We start from the raw sequence: 19,621 nt of genomic DNA on the forward strand, positions 1-19,621 counted from the left end.
CGGCCTCAGGCCAGCGCCGCCGAAGCGCGTTCGAATGCGTCGAGGATCGGCGCCAGCCGCTCGCGCTTCAGTTTGAGCGCGGCCTGGTTCACCACCAGCCGCGACGAGATCTGCACGATCTCCTCCACCTCGACCAGGTTGTTGGCGCGCAGCGTGCTGCCGGTGCTGACCAGGTCGACGATGGCATCGGACAGGCCCACCAGCGGGCCCAGCTCCATGGAACCGTACAGCTTGATCAGGTCGACGTGAACGCCCTTTTTCGCAAAATGCTCGCGCGCGGTCTGCACGTACTTGGTGGCCACCGCCAGGCGCGCGCCCTGGCGCACCGCGTTGGCATAGTCAAACCCGGCGGGCACCGCCACCGACATGCGGCAGCGCGCGATGTTCAGGTCGATCGGCGCGTACAGGCCGGCCATGCCGTTTTCCATCAGCACGTCCTTGCCGGCCACACCGAAATCGGCGGCGCCGTACTGCACGTAGGTGGGCACGTCCGAGGCGCGCACGATCACCACGCGCACGGCCGGATCGGAGGTGGGCAGGATCAGCTTGCGCGAGGTTTCCGGGTCTTCGGTGACGCGGATACCGGCAGCCTCAAGCAGCGGCAGCGTCTCGGTGAAGATGCGGCCCTTGGACAGCGCCAGCGTAAGCTGGTTGGGCGAAGCGTTGAAAGTGGGGCTCATCGGGCGTCAGTCCTCGGTGCTCAAGCCATGCGGCGGATCTTGGCGCCCACTGCAGACAGCTTGTCTTCCATGCGGTCGTAGCCGCGGTCCAGGTGGTAGATGCGGTCGATCACGGTCTCGCCGTCGGCGACCAGGCCGGCGATCACCAGGCTGGCCGAAGCGCGCAGATCGGTCGCCATCACGTTGGCACCGGACAGGCGCGCCACGCCGTTGACCACCGCGGTATTGCCTTCGACCGCGATGTCGGCGCCCAGGCGGTTCAGTTCCTGGACGTGCATGAAGCGGTTTTCGAAGATGGTCTCGGTCACGCGCGCTGTGCCTTCGGCCACGGCATTGAGCGCCATGAACTGGGCCTGCATGTCGGTCGGGAAGGCCGGGTATTCCGAGGTGCGGAAACTGACGGCCTTGGCACGGTGCGGCATGGCCAGTCGGATCCAGTCGGCGCCGGTCTCGATGCGGGCGCCGGCTTCGCGCAGCTTGTCGAGCACGGTGTCAAGGATGTCAGTCTGCACGCCGCGCAGCACCAGGTCGCCCAGCGTCGCGGCCGCGGCGCACAGGAAGGTGCCGGCTTCGATGCGGTCGGCGATCACGCTGTGGCTGGCGCCGTGCAGGCGCTCGACGCCGTGCACTACCAGGCGGTCCGTGCCGATGCCTTCGATCTTGGCACCCATCTTGACCAGCAGGTGGGCCAGATCGGTCACCTCGGGCTCGCGCGCGGCGTTTTCCAGCACGGTCTCGCCTTCGGCCAGGGTGGCGGCCATCAGCAGGTTCTCGGTGCCGGTCACGGTGATCATGTCAGTGACCACGCGCGTGCCCTTCAGCCGTTTGGCGCGGGCATGGATAAAGCCGTGTTCGATGGTGATCTCGGCGCCCATCGCCTGCAGGCCCTTGATGTGCTGGTCGACCGGGCGCGCGCCGATGCCGCAGCCGCCGGGCAACGACACGCGGGCCTCGCCGAAGCGGGCCACCAGCGGACCGAGCACCAGGATCGAGGCGCGCATGGTCTTCACCATCTCGTACGGCGCTTCGTAGGAATTGACGCCGGCGCCGTTCAGGCTCACGCGGGCACCGTCGAGCTCGGCCTGCATGCCCATCTGGCGCAGCAGCTTGAGCGTGGTGCGCACGTCCTGCAGGTTGGGCACGTTATCGAGCGAAATGGTATCGGCCGTCAGCAGGCCGGCACACAGGATCGGCAACGCGGCGTTCTTGGCACCCGAAACGCGGATTTCGCCCTTCAGCGGGCCGTTGCCGTGGATCTGGAATTTGTCCATGTTCTGTCGTTCTGGCCGGGCACACGCCCGGCGTCATTGTTCTGGGGCCGCGCATGCGGCGCGGCGCGATGTTGCCGACGAGGCCTATTTGCCCTCGCCGGCCTGCCATTCAGCGGGCGTCAGCGTCTTCATCGACAGCGCATGGATTTCGGCGCGCATCCGGTCGCCCAGCGCCGCATACACGCGCTGGTGGCGCTGGATCAGCCGCTTGCCTTCAAACTCGGCGCTGACGATGGTGGCAAAGAAGTGCTGGCCGTCGCCCTCGACTTGCAGATGTTCGCAGGGCAATCCTTGGGCAATGTAATCCCTGACTTGTTCCGGTGTTGGCAGCATGGGGTTCTCTTCAGCGTATTCAGTAGGGCCGGCCGACGTTCAGTGGCGCAGCTTGTATCCGGACTTCAGCAGCCGCAGCGCCAGCGCGGCAAGCACCACGAAGGCCGATCCGACTACCGCCAGGCTGAACAGCGGCGACACGTCCGAGACGCCGAAGAAGCCATAGCGGAAGCCGTCGATCATGTAGAAGAACGGATTGGCATGGGACACCGCCTGCCAGAAGGCGGGCAGCGAGTGGATCGAATAGAACACACCGGACAGGAAGGTCGCCGGCATGATCAGGAAGTTCTGGAACGCGGCGAGCTGGTCGAACTTCTCGGCCCAGATGCCGGCGATCAGGCCCAGCGTGCCGAGGATGCCCGCGCCCAGCAGCGCAAAGACGAGGATCCAGCCCACATTGGCGAAATGCAGGTTGGCGAACCACGCCGTCACCAGCAGCACGCCCAGCCCCACGGTCAGCCCGCGGATCACCGAGGCCACCACGTAGGCGCCGAACATCTCCCAGTGCGACAGCGGCGGCAGCAGCACGAACACCAGGTTGCCGGTGATCTTGGACTGGATCAGTGACGACGAGCTGTTGGCGAACGCGTTCTGCAGCACGCTCATCATAACCAGGCCGGGCACCAGGAAGGCGGTGTAGCTGATCTGGTCGTAGACCTTGACGCGGTCTTCCAGCACATGGCCGAAGATCAGCAGGTACAGCACCGCGGTCAGCACGGGCGCGGCCACGGTCTGGAAGCTGACCTTCCAGAAGCGCAGCACTTCCTTGTACAGCAGGGTGCGGAAGCCCACCAGGCCGCCCACCGCCATCGGCGCGAGGCGGGCGTCGTCCAGGATCTCGATGTCGCCGGGTTGCTTCATGCCGCAGCCTCCATGGCGGGATCGGGCAGCGCGCCGGGCATATGCCCCTCGCGGCGCATGATCTGGACAAACACGTCTTCGAGGTCGGCCTTGTTGATTTCCATGTCTTCGATGTCACAGCCTGCTTCGCGGCAGGCTGCCAGGATCGGTTCCACCGCCTGGTAGCCCGACAGCCGCAGACGCACCGCGCGCTCGCCGGGGATGGCCGGCATGCGCAGCGGCTCCAGCGCCGGCGGCAGGCCGCCGTGCGCGAAGGTCAGCACCAACTGCAGCCCGGCAAACTGCGTCAGCAGGTTGCTGGTGCGGTCCAGCGCCACCACTTCGCCGAACTTGAGCATGGCGATGCGGTCGCACAGCGCCTCGGCCTCTTCCAGGTAATGCGTGGTCAGGATGATGGTGTGGCCTTCCCGGTTCAGGCGCGAGATGAACTTCCACAGCGTCTGGCGCAGTTCCACGTCGACACCGGCGGTCGGTTCGTCCAGCACGATAACCGGCGGGCGGTGCACCAGCGCCTGCGCCACCAGCACGCGCCGCTTCATGCCGCCGGAGAGCTGGCGCATATTGGCATCGGCCTTCCCGGTCAGGTCCAGGTTGGCCATGATCTCGTCGATCCAGTCGTCATTGCGCGTGAGGCCGAAGTAGCCGGACTGCAGCCGCAGCGTTTCGCGCACCGTGAAGAACGGGTCGAACACCAGTTCCTGCGGGACCACGCCCAGCATACGCCGCGCCATCCGGTAGTCGGACACCACATCGTGGCCCAGCACACTGACGCGGCCGGAATCGGCGCGGTTCAGGCCGGCGAGGATCGAGATCAGCGTGGTCTTGCCGGCGCCGTTGGGCCCGAGCAGCCCGAAGAATTCGCCGCGTTCGACGGTGAAGCTGACGCCCTTGAGCGCCTGCAGGTTGCGGTAGCGCTTGCGAACGTCGTGGATTTCAATGGCTTTCATGGCCGATTGTTTGTGGCGGGAGCGCCTTTTGGGGGGCGACCGCCTGGAAATGGGGAGCAACTGCGTGCCCTGGCTACCCTGGCCCGGCAGGCACGAACCGGGGGTGGGCGGGGGGATGGGCGAACAACCCGGAATTATAGGGGATGCGGGGTGAGTCCCGCTTGATCCGCCCCTGAGCCGTCCTGCCCCCGCTCTGTGGCGCGGCGACCGCGCCAGGCAGCCGCCGGGGCATCGCTGGTGGCCGCCGTGATGGCGGGCCGGCGATGCCGGATCAATGTCGGTGGTGGTGTTCCAGTTGGGAACCTGCCGGGGAGAAGGCCAGTTCGGCTTCCGGCGCAACGTCGCGCGCAGCCGCGGGCACCAGGCCCAGAAGGCCGTCCACGCCGTACAGGCTTGCCAGTTGCGACAGTCCGGCCGGCACGCCGCGCAGCGAAAGCGCCAGGTTGCGTGCCGCGGCGGCGCGATGCCAGGCCAGCAGTACGGCGACAGCGGCGGAGTCGACCTGCGTGAGGCCGGTGCAGTCCACTTGCACATCCCCCTGCGCGACGCGCGCCAGCCCGTCGCGCAGCACGGTGGCGGCGTTCTGGTTGGTCAGCGAGGTACCCAGCGAAAGCATGGATGCGTGTAGTGGCCTGGAGGGAAGAAAGCGAAAGCCGCGGCAGAAACGACGGCTCCCGCACTTTGGCGGGAGCCGGTGCCGCGAACGGCTATTGTAGAGGAGATCGGCGCACCTTGCTGCATCGCAGCGGCGCGCCGGGGCAGCCGCGTCAGCTCTTGGCGTTGGCGAGCTGGCGGTTGCGGTCCTGCAGCGTCTTGATCACGCCCTCGACGCCCTGCTGGCCGACGATGGTGTTGAAACTGCCCTTGTAGGCCTCGGTCAGCCACGCGCCCAGCACGTTGATGTCATAGAGCCTCCAGCCTTGTGCGGTCTTCTCCAGGCGGTAGTCCATCTGGATTGGCTCGCCCTTGTTGATCACCTGGGTGCGGATGGTCGCGTCGGTATCTTCAGGCGTGCCGCGGTACGGGCGGTACTGCACGGTCTGGTCGCGGATCTGGGCGATGGCGCCGGCGTAGGTGCGGATCAGCAGGGTCTTGAACTCATCGGTGATCTGCTTCTGCTGCTCGGGCGTGGCCTTGGACCAATTGCGGCCCATCGCGATCTGCGTGGTCTTCTGGAAGTTCGCGTTGGGTATGATCTTCTGCTCGACCAGCGCGGTGATCTTGGCGATATTGCCGGCCTGCATGTCCTTGTCGGCCTTGACGGTCGACATCACGTCGTTGACCAGTGCCTTGACCAGCCCGTCCGGGGTGGCCGCGTCCGGGGACACCTGGGCGTGGGCCGCGCCTGCGAAGGCAACTACGGTAAGGAAGGGGACCAACAGTCGCTTTATCATGGATTTTCCTTCTTCATCTGAGACGTTTCTCGCCGATGGGGGCGAATTAGCCAGCGTCGCTGGTGGCGCGCGGCCTTGCGGTGATTGGAACACAAGCCCGGCCGGCTGGTGGCGGGTCGCCGGGCATTTCCCGCCACTTCCAAACAAATTGTTTCAGCCCTCACAGGGCATTCACAGCCTGGGCGCAGGCCTGTTGCGTGCCCGCGCCACAATGGTTTCAGCGTATGCGGATGACGCCCGGCACGATCCGCTGCATCGGCTCCACCGCTGGCACCGGCAGGCTCTGGCTTTCCGGCTGGATATTGCCGGAGGGCGCCGTTTGCTGCGGGGCTGATGCCGGATCAGGAGCCGGAGCCGGAGGCGCGGCTGAAGCGTCAGCCGGCGCCGGAGCGGGAGCCGGCTCGGCGGGCGCCGCGGGCTTCTCGCCCTCGGGCGCGGCCGGGGCTGCCGGCGCCGACTCATCGCTGTCGGCATCCGCTTCGGCTTCCGGCGGGTTGCCGTCGTAGACCAGGTACTGGCGGCGCTGCAGGTAGGAATCGCGCAGGAACGAGTACTTGTCCAAGGCCGCCTGCTCGAGCAGGTTGCTTGCCCCCAGCAGTTGCGCCCGGCCGGCCACGATGCGCACGCCGGTCAGCGAATTGCGCAGCGACACCGGGTACAGATAGGCCGACGGGTCGAACTGGCGATCCACCAGCATGCCGCCGGTGTCGCGCACCGTGCTCGGCCCGAACAGCGGCAGCACCAGGTACGGCCCCTGCGGCACGCCCCACACGCCCAGGGTCTGGCCGAAGTCTTCCTTGTACTTGGGCAGGCCGGCCGGGGTGGCGATATCGATCAGGCCGCCGATGCCCAGAACGCTGTTCATCGCCACGCGCATGGAGTCTTCCGCCGCGCGCGTGGGCTTGCCCTGCAGCAGGTTATTCACCGCCGAGTAGACATCGCTCACGTTGGAGAAGAAGTTCTCCACCGCGCGCTGCACTGGCGTGGGCATGTAGTCGGCGTAGACCTCGGCGACCGGGCGCAGGATGCCCTTGTCGAAGTCCTCGTTGATCTTCGCGACCTCGCGGTTGAACGGCTCCAGCGGATCCCTGGGGTTGGCGTTCGGACCGGTGGCGCAGCCGGCCAGCACGGCGGCGGCTAGCGCTGCCAGCAGCCTGGCCGCCGGGCGGCGCGCGGCGCTGCCCCGATAGACGGATGGCGCAGCGCTCATTTGAGCTCTCCGCCGGGCGCCGGCGCGCTGGCGCCGGTAGCCGAGCCACCGCTGCTGCCGCCGGCATCGGCCGCCTTGTTGTACAGGAACTGGCCGATCAGGTTTTCCAGCACCACCGCCGACTGCGTCATGGTGATGCGCGCGCCGTCGGCCAGCATGGCGGTGTCGCCGCCGGCTTCGAGGCCGATGTACTGCTCACCCAGAAGGCCCGAGGTCAGGATCTTGGCCGAGGTGTCCTTGGGGAACTCGTAGCGCTTCTCCAGGCTCATCTCGACAGTGGCCTGGTAGGTCTTGTCGTCGAAGCGGATCGCCGCCACGCGGCCGACCACCACGCCAGCGCTCTTGACCGGCGCGCGCGGCTTGAGCCCGCCGATATTGTCGAAGCGCGCCTGCACGCTGTAGGTTTCCTGGAAGGAGAAGGCGCTCATGTTCCCCGCCTTGAGGGCCAGGAACAGCAGGGCCACGAACCCCGCCACCACGAACAGGCCCACCCAGAAATCGAGTGTGTTCTTTTTCATTGGAATCTCTTTCTTCAACCCCGTTCTATGTCTTGTCGCTGTCTTGTTGTCACTGCGGCCCGCGTCAGTTGCTGAACATCAGCGCGGTCAGCAGGAAATCCAGCCCCAGCACGGCCAGCGACGCGATCACCACGGTGCGGGTGGTCGCGCGCGAGACGCCTTCGGGCGTGGGCTTGGCCTCGAAGCCCTGGTACAGGGCAATAAATGTCACAGCAATGCCAAAGATAAAGCTCTTGATCACGCCGTTGAGCACGTCGGCACGCACGTCGACGCCGCCCTGCATCTGCGACCAGAAAGCGCCCGCGTCCACGCCGATCAGCTGCACGCCGACCACGTAGCCGCCCAGGATGCCCACTGCGCTGAAGATCGCCGCCAGCACCGGCATGGCGATCACGCCCGCCCAGAAGCGCGGCGCGATCACGCGCTGCAGCGGGTTCACTGCCATCATTTCCATCGCCGTGAGTTGCTCGCCGGCTTTCATCAGGCCGATCTCCGCAGTGAGCGAGGTGCCGGCGCGGCCGGCGAACAGCAGCGCGGTCACCACCGGCCCCAGCTCGCGCACCAGTGACAGCGCCACCAGCAGCCCGAGCGCCTGCTCGGAACCGTAGCGGTTCAGCGTGTAGTAGCCCTGCAGGCCCAGCACGAAGCCGACAAAGAGGCCCGACACGGCAATGATTACCAGCGACAGGTTGCCGACGAAGAAGACCTGGTCGGTCACCAGCCGGAAGCGGCGCAGCAGCGCCGGCGACAGGCCCATCAGCGCCAGGAACATGCGCGTGGCATGGCCCACGCCCGAGACATTGCGGCGCACTGCCGCGCCGATGGTGGTGAAGAAACCGATCACCGCGCACCTCCGGCAAAGTCCTCGGCCAGCGACGGCCCCGGATAGTGGAACGGCACCGGGCCATCGGCCTCGGCATGGACGAACTGGTGCACGAACGGGTCGGTGGAGGCGCGCAACGCCTCGGGCTCGCCCTGCGCCGCGATGCGCCCGTCGGCAATGAAGTAGACGTAGTCGGCGATCTGGAATGTCTCGTGCACGTCGTGCGAGACGATGATCGTGGTCGCGCCGAGCGCGTCATTTAGGCTGCGGATCAGGCGCGCAGTCAGGCCGAGCGAGATCGGGTCCAGCCCGGCGAAGGGCTCGTCATACATCAGCAGCGCCGGATCCAGCGCGATCGCACGCGCCAGCGCCACGCGCCGCGCCATGCCGCCCGAAATCTGCGACGGCATCAGCGCGCGCGCGCCGCGCAGGCCGACCGCATTGAGCTTCATCAGCACCAGGTCGCGGATCATCGACTCGGGCAGGTCGGTGTGCTCGCGTAGCGGGAAGGCCACATTATCGAACACCGACAAGTCGGTAAACAGCGCGCCGAACTGGAACAGCATGCCCATCTGGCGTCGCACCGCGTACAGGCCGCGCATATCCACCGTGTGGATATCGGTGCCGGCAAAGCGCACCGCGCCCGCCTGTGGACGCACCTGGCCGCCGATCAGGCGCAACACCGTCGTCTTGCCGCAACCCGAGCCGCCCATCACCGCAATCACCTTGCCACGCGGGAATTGCATGGTCAGGCCGGACAGGATCGGCTTGCCGTGGTCCGCATAAGCGAAATCCACCGCGTTCAGTTCGACGAGGTTTTGAGCAGAATCGGTCACGTTAGCACCGGTCGGGACAGTCGCGCATTATAAGGTCTACTACCTAGGCGCGCTGTACCGTGTGTCACACGCTACGTTGACCGGATTGGAACAATCGCTCCCGGGCCCTGCACAACGACCGGGACGGCGGCTCTCTGGCGTGCGGCTCAGTGCTCGTGCCTCACGGCGCCTGCGTATGCGCGACGTCCTTGAGGATGACCTGCCACTGGATCGATTCCGAGCGGATCGCGGTGGCGAACGCCTCCGGCGAGTCGCGCAAGGGCGTCAGTCCCGCCGCCATCAGGCGCGAACGCACCTCGCGCTCGGCCATCACGCCGTCGAGTTCGCCCGCCAGCCGCGCCACGATCGCGCGCGGGGTCTTGGCCGGCGCCATCACGCCGAACCACGCCACCGCGGCATAGCCCTCCATGCCCGACTCCTGCAGTGTCGGCACCAGCGGCGCCAGCGTCGAGCGCGCCACGCCGGTGACGCCGATCAGCCGCAGCGCTCCACTCTTGACTTGGCTCTGCACTGCGGCGAAGGAACAGAAGCAGGCACTGATGCGGCCGGCCAACATCTCCTGCACCACCGCGGCCTCGCCCTTGGCGATGACCAGCGGCACGCTGTTGGGGATGCCGCGCACCGCGTATTCGGCATAGAGGTGCGATGGGCTGCCGGGCTGGCCGTAGCCGTAGCTGTACGAACCGGGGTTGGACCTCACCGCCGTCATCCATTGCTCTGGCGTGCGCATCGGCAGCCGGGCGTCGATCACCAGGAACATCGGCGTGGTGGCAACGCGCGCCACCGGCGTGAAGTCGCGCACGACGTCATAGGGCACCGGCTCCAGCCCGGGCTGGATCAGCATATTTGCCTGGTGGAACAGCAGTGTATGGCCATCGGAACTGGCCTTGGCGACCACATCGCCGGCGGTGGTGCCGGCCGCGCCGGGGCGATTGTCAACCTCCATCGGCACGCCTAGGCGCGCGGACAAGCGCTCGGCCAGCATGCGCGCAACGGCGTCGGCCACGCCGCCCGCCGGGAACGGCACGATCAGGCGCATTGGGCGATCCGGGAACGAAATGGCGCGCACCAGTTGCGGACCGGCAAGCGCGGGCATGGCAGGTACCGCTAGCGCGAGCGTGGTACACCCCAGCGCGTACAAGTACAGGAAAGGTTGCAGCCAGCGGCAGAGCCGCGCCAAAGCGCCGCGCTCCGTCGCGAACTTCGCTTTACCTCGCCAAAGCTGCGACAAATTGCGCACTTCGGGCATCAATTTCCTCCGGACGATCTCCTGAGAAGACCGCGAGCGGGTTCTGGGGAAAAAGGATTTTCGAGGCGGTTTCCGTTAATGGTTTTTTAAAAATTGTAGGGACATTACCGAGGCCACTACAGGCACGTAAACCATAGCCGGGAGAACCCTGAAGGCCTTGTACAGCCTTGCCAAACCTGCCATCAGGCGCCAGCGCAGAGGGGCCCGGCAGGGGTCGCCGGCTATAATCGCGCGATGACGATTTTCACGCTGCGGCCGATGGTGGCCGCGGACCTGCCGGCCGTGCTGGCGGTGCAGGCCAGCTGTTACACGGAGGTGCTGCTCGAAAGCGAGCAGGCACTGGCCAGCAGGCTCGCGCTGTCCCCTGCCACCTGCTGGGTCGCACCAGACCCACGCGACCCGGGCGCCCTCGCCGCCTACCTGTTCACGCATCCCTGGCTCGAAGCCAGCCTGCCGCCGCTGGATGGCGTGCTGGACGACGGCTGGCGCGGTGCGTCCGCGCCGGAGTCGCTGACGTGGTTCGTCCATGACATGGCCGTGGCGCCCGCCGGGCGCGGCGCTGGGCTGGCGCCAAGACTGTATGCGGCGGCGCTGGCGGCAGCACGCTCGACCGGGCTCGGGCGTTCGCGGCTGATTGCGGTGCAATCGGCCGCGTCATGGTGGCGCAGGCTTGGGTACGCGCCGGTGGCCGCTGGGACAGCGTCGCGGCATGCCGCCAAGCTGGCCGACTATGGCGCGAACGCGGTGCTGATGGAACGCGCGCTGGCGGACTGAGCGCCGAGCCTGCACCAAGAGAAAAAGCCCGCCGGCTTGCGCCAGGCGGGCTTTCTCTTGCGGCCGAAGCCTGTGGATCAGCGCGGCAGGTCGCTGTGGCCCATCAGGAAGGCGTCGACCGAACGCGCGGCCTGGCGGCCTTCGCGAATGGCCCACACCACCAGCGACTGGCCACGGCGCACGTCGCCGGCGGCGAACACCTTGGGCACGTTGGTGTGGTAGGCGCGCTCGCCCTCCGTGGCGGCCTTGGCGTTCTTGCGCGCGTCGGTGTCCACGCCGAACGCTTCCAGCATCGAGCCCACCGGGTTGGTGAAGCCCATCGCCAGCAGCACCAGGTCGGCCGGCAGGATGAACTCGCTGCCTTCGACTTCCTGCATGCGGCCATTCTTCCATTCGACGCGGCAGGCCTTCAGAGCCGTGACCTTGCCGTTCTCGCCAATGAATTCCTTGGTGGCGACCGACCAGTCGCGCTCGCAGCCTTCGTCGTGCGAGGACGAGGTGCGCAGCTTGATCGGCCAGTACGGCCACACCAGCGGCTTGTTCTCTTCTTCCGGCGGCTGCGGCAGCAGCTCGAACTGTGTCACCGAGGTGGCGCCGTGGCGGTTGGACGTGCCCACGCAGTCGGAGCCGGTATCGCCGCCGCCGATCACGATCACGTTCTTGCCTTCGGCACGGATCTCGTTCTCGCCGTCGCCAGCCACTTCCTTGTTCTGCGGAATCAGGAATTCAAGCGCGTAGTGGATGCCGGCCAGGTCGCGGCCCGGCACGGGCAGGTCGCGCGGCACTTCCGAGCCGCCCGCCAGCACCACGGCGTCGAACTGCTCCATCAGGGCCTGGGCCGAGATGGTTTCCCGCGCGTAGTTCTTGATGCCGGCAGGCAGCTCGCCGTCGGTCACCATCACGCCGGCGCGGAAGGTCACGCCTTCGGCCTGCATCTGCTCCATGCGGCGGTCGATCAGCGTCTTCTCCATCTTGAAGTCGGGGATGCCGTAGCGCAGCAGGCCGCCGATGCGGTCGTTCTTCTCGAACACGGTCACGTCATGGCCGGCACGTGCCAGCTGCTGCGCGGCGGCCATGCCGGCGGGGCCGGAACCGACCACGGCCACGGTCTTGCCGGTCCTGTGCTTGGGCGCCTGCGGCGCGACCCAGCCTTCTTCCCAGGCCTTGTCGATGATGGCGTGCTCGATCGACTTGATGCCGACCGGCAGCTCGTTGATGCCCAGCGTGCAGGCGGCTTCGCACGGTGCCGGGCAGATGCGGCCGGTGAACTCGGGGAAGTTGTTGGTCTGGTGCAGCACCTCGATCGCCGACTTCCAGTCCTGGCGGTACACCAGGTCGTTGAAGTCGGGAATGATGTTGTTGACCGGGCAGCCGTTGTTGCAGAACGGGATGCCACAGTCCATGCAGCGCGCACCCTGGAGCTTCGCTTCGCTGTCGGACAGCGCGAACACGAATTCCTTGTAGTGCTTCACGCGCTTGACTACCGGTTCGTAGCCCTCATTCTGGCGCGGAAATTCGAGAAAGCCAGTCGCCTTACCCATGTTGCGTCCTTGGTCATGCTGCGCGGGACCGGCGGCATCGCCGGCCCTGCGGTGGGGTCAGTATCTTGTCGGGGGCCGCGGCGGCTGCCGCGCCCCGTCGCTACGTTGGTTTGCTGTGCTTCAGGCCGCGATGGCTTCGCGGTCGCTGTCGCGGGCGGCCTGTTCCTTGGCGTACATCTCGCCCAGCGCGCGCTTGTACTCGGTCGGGAAGACCTTGACGAACTTGCGGCGCGCCGTGGTCCAGTCAGCCAGCAGCGCCTTGGCGCGCTCGGAACCGGTGTAACGGAAATGCTGCTCGATCAGGTTGCGCAGGATGATTTCATCCAGTTGGCGCTTGCCGTCGACCTTGTGCCACGAAGCCTGCGGCTGGCCCTTCTCCTGGTCGGCCGAGGCCAGCACCGCTTCCAGTGCCACCATCGAGGTGTTGCAGCGCTTGTCGAACAGGCCGTCCTCGTCGTAGACGTAGGCCACGCCACCCGACATGCCGGCAGCGAAGTTACGGCCGGTGCCGCCCAGCACCACCACCGTGCCGCCGGTCATGTACTCGCAACCGTGGTCGCCGGTGCCTTCCACCACGGCCGCCGCGCCGGAGTTGCGCACCGCGAAGCGCTCGCCGGCCACGCCGTTGAAGAACGCTTCACCGGCGATGGCACCGTACAGCACGGTGTTCCCGACGATGATGTTGCGGGTCGGATCGCCACGGAATTCATGCGGAGCGCGCACGATCACGCGGCCGCCCGACAGGCCCTTGCCGACGTAGTCGTTGCCGTCGCCCACCAGGTCCAGCGTGATGCCGTGCGCCAGGAACGCGCCGAACGACTGGCCGGCGGTGCCTTGCAGCTGGATGTGGATGGTGTCGTCGGGCAGGCCTTCATGGCCGTGCTGCTTGGCGACCACGCCGGACAGCATCGCGCCCACCGTACGGTTGACGTTCTTGACCGGCTGGATGAACGAGACACGCTCGCCCTTCTCGATCGCCGGACGCGCCTTGGCGATCAGCACGTGGTCCAGCGCCTTGCCGGCTTCCGCCGACAGCCCATGGTCCTGCACGTCGGTGTGGTACAGCGGCACGTCCGCGCCCAGCGACACCTGGTGGAAGATGCGGCTGAAGTCCAGGCCGCGCGCCTTCCAGTGCTCGATGCCCGCCTTGGTGTCGAGCAGGTCGGCGCGGCCGATCAGCTCGTCGAAGGTGCGGATGCCCAGCTGGGCCATGATCTCGCGGGCCTCTTCTGCAACGAAGAAGAAGAAGTTCACCACGTGTTCCGGCTTGCCCTGGAATTTCTTGCGCAGCTGCGGATCCTGCGTGGCCACGCCCACCGGGCAGGTGTTCAGGTGGCACTTGCGCATCATGATGCAGCCTTCCGCAACCAGCGGCGCGGTGGCGAAGCCGAACTCGTCGGCGCCCAGCAGCGCGCCGATGACGACGTCGCGGCCGGTCTTCATCTGGCCGTCGGCCTGCACGCGGATGCGGTTGCGCAGCCCGTTGAGCAGCAGCGTCTGCTGCGTCTCGGCCAGGCCCAGCTCCCACGGCGTGCCGGCGTGCTTGATCGACGACCACGGCGAGGCGCCGGTGCCGCCGTCATGGCCGGCGATCACCACGTGGTCGGCCTTGGCCTTGGACACGCCCGCGGCCACCGTGCCGACGCCCACTTCGGACACCAGCTTGACCGAGATGTCCGACGACGGGTTGACGTTCTTCAGGTCGTGGATCAGCTGTGCGAGGTCCTCGATCGAGTAGATGTCATGGTGCGGGGGCGGCGAGATCAGGCCCACGCCCGGCACCGAGTAACGCAGCTTGCCGATGTAGTCCGAGACCTTGTGGCCCGGCAGCTGGCCGCCTTCACCGGGCTTCGCGCCCTGCGCCATCTTGATCTGGATCTGGTCGGCCGAAGCCAGGTACTCGGCGGTCACGCCGAAACGGCCCGACGCCACCTGCTTGATCTTGGAGCGCAGCGAGTCGCCGTCGCGCAGTTCCAGGTCCTTCTCGATCACGCCGTCGCCCAGCAGGCCCTTGAGGGTATCGCCCTGCTTGATGGGGATGCCGCGCAGCTCGTTGCGGTAGCGCTTCTCGTCCTCGCCACCTTCACCGGTGTTGGACTTGCCGCCGATGCGGTTCATCGCCAGCGCCAGCGTGGTGTGGGCTTCGGTCGAGATCGAGCCCAGCGACATCGCGCCGGTGGCGAAGCGCCGCACGATTTCCTTGGCGGGCTCGACTTCTTCCAGCGGAATCGCCTTGGCCGGATCGACCTTGAACTCGAACAGACCACGCAGCGTCATGTGGCGCTTGCTCTGGTCGTTGATGATGTTGGCGTATTCCTTGTACGTCTGGTAGGCGCCCTTGCCGTCGTCAGCGCGCACCGAGTGCTGCAGCTTGGCGATCGAGTCCGGGGTCCACATATGCTCTTCGCCGCGGATGCGGAAGGCGTACTCGCCGCCGGCGTCGAGCATGCTTTCCAGCACCGGGTTGTTGCCAAAAGCATCCTTGTGCAGGCGCAGCGCTTCCTCGGCCACCTCGAAGATGCCGATGCCCTCGACATTCGACGGCGTGCCGTGGAAGTACTTCTGCACCAGTTCGCGCGACAGGCCGATGGCTTCGAAGATCTGCGCGCCGGTGTACGACATGTACGTGGAGATGCCCATCTTGGACATCACCTTGAACAGGCCCTTGCCGACCGCCTTGACGAAGTTCTTGACCGCCTTCTCGGGCGACAGGTCGCCCGACAGGCCGCTGGCCATGTCGGCCAGGGTTTCCATCGCCAGGTACGGGTGCACGGCTTCGGCGCCGTAGCCGGCCAGCAGCGCGAAGTGATGCACTTCACGCGCGGTGCCGGTCTCGACCACCAGGCCGGTCGACGTACGCAGGCCCTTTTCCACCAGGTGGTGGTGGATCGCGGACGTGGCCAGCAGCGCGGGGATCGCGACATGGTCGGCATCCACCGGGCGGTCGGTCACGATCAGGATGTTGTAGCCCGAACGCACCGCATCCACGGCTTCGGCGCACAGCGACGCCAGGCGCGCTTCAATGCCTTCCTTGCCCCAGGCGGTCGGGTAGCAGATGTTCAGTTCGTAAGCACGGAACTTGCCGCCGGTGTAGTGCTCGATGTTGCGGATCTTGGCGATGTCCTTGAAGTCCAGCACGGGCTGGGACACTTCGAGACGCATCGGCGGGTTGATGTTGTTCAGCTCCAGCAGGTTCGGCTTCGGGCCGATGAACGACACCAGCGACATCACCATGTTCTCGCGGATCGGGTCGATCGGCGGGTTGGTGACCTGGGCGAACAGCTGCTTGAAGTAGTGATACAGCGTCTTGTTCTTGGACGACAGGATGGCCAGGGGCGAGTCGTTGCCCATCGAGCCGGTGGCTTCCTCGCCGGCCAGCGCCATCGGCGCCATCAGGAACTTGACGTCTTCCTGGGTGTAGCCGAAGGCCTGCTGGCGGTCCAGCAGCTTGGCCACGGGCTTCTTCTCGGCGGCAACGTCTTCCGGCTTGGCGTCGATCTCGTCCAGCTTGATGCGGACGGCGTCGATCCAGCTCTTGTACGGCTTGGCGTTGGCCAGGTTGTCCTTGAGTTCCTTGTCGTCGATGATGCGGCCCTGCTCCATGTCGATCAGGAACATCTTGCCCGGCTGCAGGCGCCACTTCTCAACGATGCGCGACTCGGGGAACGGCAGCACGCCGGCTTCGGACGCCAGCACCACGACGTCGTCCTCGGTCACGTAGAAACGCGCCGGGCGCAGGCCGTTGCGGTCCAGCGTGGCGCCGATCTGGCGGCCATCGGTGAAGCAGATCGCGGCCGGGCCGTCCCACGGCTCCATCATGGCGGCGTGGTACTCGTAGAAGGCGCGACGGTTGTCGTCCATCAGCGTGTGCTGTTCCCAGGCTTCCGGGATCATCATCATCATCGCGTGGACGAGCGGGTAGCCGGCCATCGTCAGCAGTTCGAGGCAGTTGTCGAACGATGCCGTGTCGGACTGGCCCGGATAGATCAGCGGCCACAGCTTGGGCAGGTCGTCGCCCAGCACCGGCGACGAGATTGCGCCGGTACGCGCGTTGATCCAGTTGACGTTGCCCTTGACTGTGTTGATTTCGCCGTTGTGGGCGACCATGCGGTACGGGTGGGCCAGTTCCCAGGCCGGGAAAGTGTTGGTCGAGAAGCGCTGGTGCACCAGGGCCAGGGCCGAGACGGCGCGCGGGTCCTGCAGGTCCAGGTAGTACTCGCCAACCTGGTTGGCCAGCAGCAGGCCCTTGTACACCACGGTACGGGCCGACATCGACGGCACGAAGTATTCCTTGCCGTGCTTGAGCTTGAGCGCCTGGATGGCGTGGCTGGCGGTCTTGCGGATGACGTAGAGCTTACGCTCCAGCGCGTCCGTGGTCATGATGTCGCGGCCGCGACCGATGAAGATCTGGCGGATCACCGGCTCGGTCTTGCGCACCGTCGGCGACATCGGCATGTTGCAGTCGACCGGCACGTCGCGCCAGCCCAGCACGACCTGGCCTTCCAGGCGGACCGTGCGCTCCAGTTCCTGTTCGCAGGCCAGGCGCGAGGCGTGTTCCTTCGGCAGGAAGATCATGCCCACGCCGTATTCGCCGGCGGGCGGCAGGCTCACGCCCTGTGCGGCCATTTCCTCGCGATAGAACTGGTCGGGGATCTGGACCAGGATACCGGCACCGTCGCCCATCAGCGCGTCCGCGCCGACGGCACCCCGGTGGTCCAGGTTCTCCAGGATCTTCAGGCCCTGGGAGATGATCTCGTGGGACTTCTTGCCCTTGATATGCGCGACCATGCCGACGCCGCAGGCGTCGTGCTCGTTGCTGGGGTCGTACATGCCTTGCGCCTGGGGGCGCAAGTCGAGGGCGGATTCGGATCCGCTGATTTGCTCGCTGGTCTGCGCTTGGGCCGAAAGATTTTTCGTTTGGTCCACGGGCTGGATTCCGGTGAAGGCTGCGCGAATTGCTGGACTACCGGAACGGGGACCGCGCGCTTTCTTGATATCCACCCAAACCGGTGGACCGGCGGGAAGGGAAATGGGGACGAAGCTGTCTGCGGGCCGCAGCGGCGTACACGAGCGTGACGCGCCGCACAATTACTGTGGGTGGAGCAACTATATGGGAATCTTATTCGGCTCGCAAAATTTTTAAATAGGGTCAGAACACATTAATATTCGCACCGTTTCGGTGATCGGATTAAATGGGGACACGTTATTTTTGCGTCGACTGGGCCACGTCTTCCGTGGGTGCTTGCACCTTTTTGGGGCGCCCTTTCGGGAGCGGCTGAACGCGCCGGGTCGCATGGCGTTCGAGTTGCGCCAGGAATGCTTCGCCGCCAAGAGGCCAGCCGCTATGCGCGTGACTGCGCAGCGTGGCCAGCGTTTTGGTCGACAGGCCTTCGGCAGTCAGCGAACGATAGTTGGACTGGCGCTCGAACGGCGTATTGCCCAGTTCCCAGTAAGCAGAGTGGTCGCTTACAAACGGGCTGGCCTCGATGCCGGCGTGATGGCGGTAGCTGCTCCAGCGGTCGGCCTCCGGCGTGCTCACCTCCCCGGCGCGCAGCGCGTTCGCTTCGACATAAAGCATGGCCGGCAGCATCCACTGGGCCGGGTCGAACACCGCCGAGCGGAAGCGCCCTTCCCACAGCGTGCCAGTGCGCTCGGCCACACGGTTGAAATAGCGTGCGTAGCGACGGCCGACCGCCTGCATGGTCAGGCTCAGTGAATCCGGCCCCTTGGGCGTGGCCACCAGGTGCACGTGGTTGGGCCGCAGCGTGTAGGCGTGGAGCGCAAGGTCATGCTCGCGCGCGGCCATGCGCAGGCAGTCGAGGTAGTGCAGGTAGTCGTCGGGACCGAGGAAGACGTCCTGGCGGTTGTTGCCGCGTTGCAACACCAGGGCGGGAAGACCGGCGGGAGAGAAACGGGGAAGGCGGGCCATGACAGGTCATGCGAGCATCGATGCCCGCATGATAGCCTGATCCGTCCCCAATTATGCGCAGGCGCGCCGCTGTCAGTTGCCCTCGCTCACGGCAAAGATGCGGCGATGCTCGCGGATCGCGTAGCGGTCGGTCATGCCGGCGATGTAATGCGCGATCAGCCGCGGCTGCTCGGTGCCGTGGCCGGCCTGGTACTGTGGCGGCAGCAGGCGTGGATCGGACATAAAGGCCTGGAACAGGTCGCCGACGATGCGCTGCGCCTTGGCCGACATGCGCATCACCAGGTAGTGCCGGTACAGGTGCCGGAACAGGAAGCGCTTGAGCGCCGCGGCTTCCTCGTGGATCTGCGGGCTGAAGCCGACCAGCGGGCCGGCGGCGCGAACCGCGTCGATATTGCGCGGGTTGACCGCGGCGATATTGCTGCTGGTGGTCTCGATCAGGTCGACGATCAGCGTGTTGATCATGCGCCGGACCGTCTCGTTGATGGCGCGGCGGCCGTTGATGCCGGGGAAGGCATCAGCCACCTCGGCACGGTGGCGCTCCCACATCGGTACTTCGTCGAGCTGTTCCAGCGTCAGCAGGCCGGAGCGCAGGCCGTCATCAATATCGTGGTTGTTGTAGGCAATCTCGTCGGCCAGGTTGGCCAGTTGCGCCTCCAGCGACGGCTGCGTGCCTTCCAGGAAGCGCCGGCCCAGCTCGCCCAGCGCCGCGGCATTGACGCGCGAGCAATGCTTGAGGATGCCCTCGCGCGTCTCGAAGGTCAGGTTCAGCCCGTTGAAGCCGCCGTAGCGCTCTTCCAGCTCGTCCACCACCAGCAGGCTCTGCAGGTTGTGCTCGAAGCCGCCGTGATTCTTCATGCAGGTGTTGAGCGCATCCTGCCCGGCGTGGCCAAAGGGCGTATGGCCCAGGTCGTGCGCCAGCGAGATGGCCTCGACCAGGTCTTCGTTGAGGCGCAGGTTGCGCGCGATCGAGCGGGCGATCTGCGCCACCTCCAGGCTATGGGTCAGGCGGGTGCGGAACAGGTCTCCCTCATGGTTGACGAAGACCTGGGTCTTGTACTCGAGCCGCCGGAACGCCGTGCTGTGGATGACCCGGTCGCGGTCGCGCTGGAATTCGCTGCGCGACAGCGACGCGGGTTCGGCATGCACCCGCCCGCGCGTCTGCGCGGAGCGGGCGGCGTACGGGGCGAGATGGCTTTCAAAGTCGGTCATGCGGCAATCCGGTGAGCTGGGTCAGGGTTGCGAGGCATAACCGATC

General features: G+C 66.4%; 17 protein-coding genes. 1 reads left to right on the forward strand and 16 read right to left on the reverse strand.

The window, feature by feature from the left end:
* Positions 1-5 precede the first annotated feature (5 nt).
* From hisG to ABNX08_RS19510, 12 genes are all read right to left on the reverse strand, one after another.
* Positions 6-680, reverse strand: coding sequence for an ATP phosphoribosyltransferase (gene hisG, locus ABNX08_RS19455; protein ID WP_022536815.1), 675 nt, complete (start codon positions 678-680; stop codon positions 6-8).
* 20 nt (positions 681-700) lie between these two features.
* Positions 701-1,951, reverse strand: a complete 1,251-nt coding sequence (murA, locus tag ABNX08_RS19460; protein WP_022536816.1) for a UDP-N-acetylglucosamine 1-carboxyvinyltransferase — start codon at positions 1,949-1,951, stop codon at positions 701-703.
* A gap of 84 nt (positions 1,952-2,035) precedes the next feature.
* Positions 2,036-2,284 carry a BolA family protein gene (locus ABNX08_RS19465; protein WP_010812335.1) on the reverse strand — a complete coding sequence of 83 codons (249 nt, stop codon included), beginning with the start codon at positions 2,282-2,284 and terminating at the stop codon, positions 2,036-2,038.
* Between the two features lie 39 nt (positions 2,285-2,323).
* Positions 2,324-3,145 (reverse strand): ABC transporter permease, encoded by an 822-nt coding sequence (locus tag ABNX08_RS19470; protein WP_022536817.1) that lies wholly within the window; start codon positions 3,143-3,145, stop codon positions 2,324-2,326.
* Positions 3,142-4,092, reverse strand: a complete 951-nt coding sequence (locus ABNX08_RS19475; RefSeq protein ID WP_022536818.1) for an ABC transporter ATP-binding protein — start codon at positions 4,090-4,092, stop codon at positions 3,142-3,144. The genes ABNX08_RS19470 and ABNX08_RS19475 overlap by 4 nt, the downstream gene beginning before the upstream one ends.
* A 271-nt stretch (positions 4,093-4,363) precedes the next feature.
* Positions 4,364-4,708: a lipid asymmetry maintenance protein MlaB gene (locus ABNX08_RS19480; protein WP_022536819.1), complete on the reverse strand. Its 345-nt coding sequence runs from the start codon at positions 4,706-4,708 to the stop codon at positions 4,364-4,366.
* A 151-nt stretch (positions 4,709-4,859) separates the two neighbouring features.
* Complete coding sequence (locus ABNX08_RS19485) at positions 4,860-5,486, reverse strand: phospholipid-binding protein MlaC (protein ID WP_022536820.1); 627 nt, start codon at positions 5,484-5,486, stop codon at positions 4,860-4,862.
* Positions 5,487-5,703: 217 nt separating this feature from the next.
* Entirely contained in the window at positions 5,704-6,696 is a 993-nt protein-coding gene (locus ABNX08_RS19490; RefSeq protein ID WP_022536821.1) for a VacJ family lipoprotein, read from the reverse strand.
* Positions 6,693-7,214 (reverse strand): outer membrane lipid asymmetry maintenance protein MlaD, encoded by a 522-nt coding sequence (gene mlaD, locus ABNX08_RS19495; RefSeq protein ID WP_022536822.1) that lies wholly within the window; start codon positions 7,212-7,214, stop codon positions 6,693-6,695. The genes ABNX08_RS19490 and mlaD overlap by 4 nt, the downstream gene beginning before the upstream one ends.
* Positions 7,215-7,278: 64 nt before the next feature.
* Complete coding sequence (mlaE, locus tag ABNX08_RS19500; RefSeq protein ID WP_022536823.1) at positions 7,279-8,058, reverse strand: lipid asymmetry maintenance ABC transporter permease subunit MlaE; 780 nt, start codon at positions 8,056-8,058, stop codon at positions 7,279-7,281.
* Positions 8,055-8,873 (reverse strand): ABC transporter ATP-binding protein, encoded by an 819-nt coding sequence (locus tag ABNX08_RS19505; RefSeq protein WP_022536824.1) that lies wholly within the window; start codon positions 8,871-8,873, stop codon positions 8,055-8,057. Before ABNX08_RS19505 ends, mlaE begins: the two co-directional genes overlap by 4 nt.
* A gap of 160 nt (positions 8,874-9,033) precedes the next feature.
* Positions 9,034-10,122, reverse strand: a complete 1,089-nt coding sequence (locus ABNX08_RS19510; protein WP_022536825.1) for a tripartite tricarboxylate transporter substrate binding protein — start codon at positions 10,120-10,122, stop codon at positions 9,034-9,036.
* 234 nt (positions 10,123-10,356) lie between these two features.
* Here ABNX08_RS19510 and ABNX08_RS19515 point away from each other — a divergent pair, with 234 nt between their 5' ends.
* The gene (locus ABNX08_RS19515; RefSeq protein ID WP_022536826.1) at positions 10,357-10,896 is read left to right on the forward strand and encodes a GNAT family N-acetyltransferase; all 540 of its coding nucleotides are present in this window, start codon (positions 10,357-10,359) and stop codon (positions 10,894-10,896) included.
* 77 nt (positions 10,897-10,973) lie between these two features.
* On the opposite strand, the gene ABNX08_RS19520 is transcribed toward ABNX08_RS19515, so the two are convergent.
* The 4 genes from ABNX08_RS19520 to ABNX08_RS19535 form a co-directional block, all read right to left on the reverse strand.
* Entirely contained in the window at positions 10,974-12,437 is a 1,464-nt protein-coding gene (locus ABNX08_RS19520; protein WP_022536827.1) for a glutamate synthase subunit beta, read from the reverse strand.
* Between the two features lie 120 nt (positions 12,438-12,557).
* A complete protein-coding gene (locus ABNX08_RS19525; RefSeq protein WP_349605133.1) occupies positions 12,558-17,267 on the reverse strand; it encodes a glutamate synthase-related protein in 4,710 nt (1,569 codons plus the stop codon).
* Between the two features lie 373 nt (positions 17,268-17,640).
* Positions 17,641-18,366, reverse strand: a complete 726-nt coding sequence (locus tag ABNX08_RS19530; RefSeq protein WP_022536829.1) for a transposase — start codon at positions 18,364-18,366, stop codon at positions 17,641-17,643.
* 72 nt (positions 18,367-18,438) lie between these two features.
* Positions 18,439-19,575, reverse strand: a complete 1,137-nt coding sequence (locus tag ABNX08_RS19535; protein ID WP_022536830.1) for a deoxyguanosinetriphosphate triphosphohydrolase — start codon at positions 19,573-19,575, stop codon at positions 18,439-18,441.
* Between the last annotated feature and the right edge of the window lie 46 nt (positions 19,576-19,621).

Source organism: Cupriavidus sp. DF5525, from assembly GCF_040149425.2.
Lineage (GTDB): Bacteria > Pseudomonadota > Gammaproteobacteria > Burkholderiales > Burkholderiaceae > Cupriavidus > Cupriavidus pickettii_A.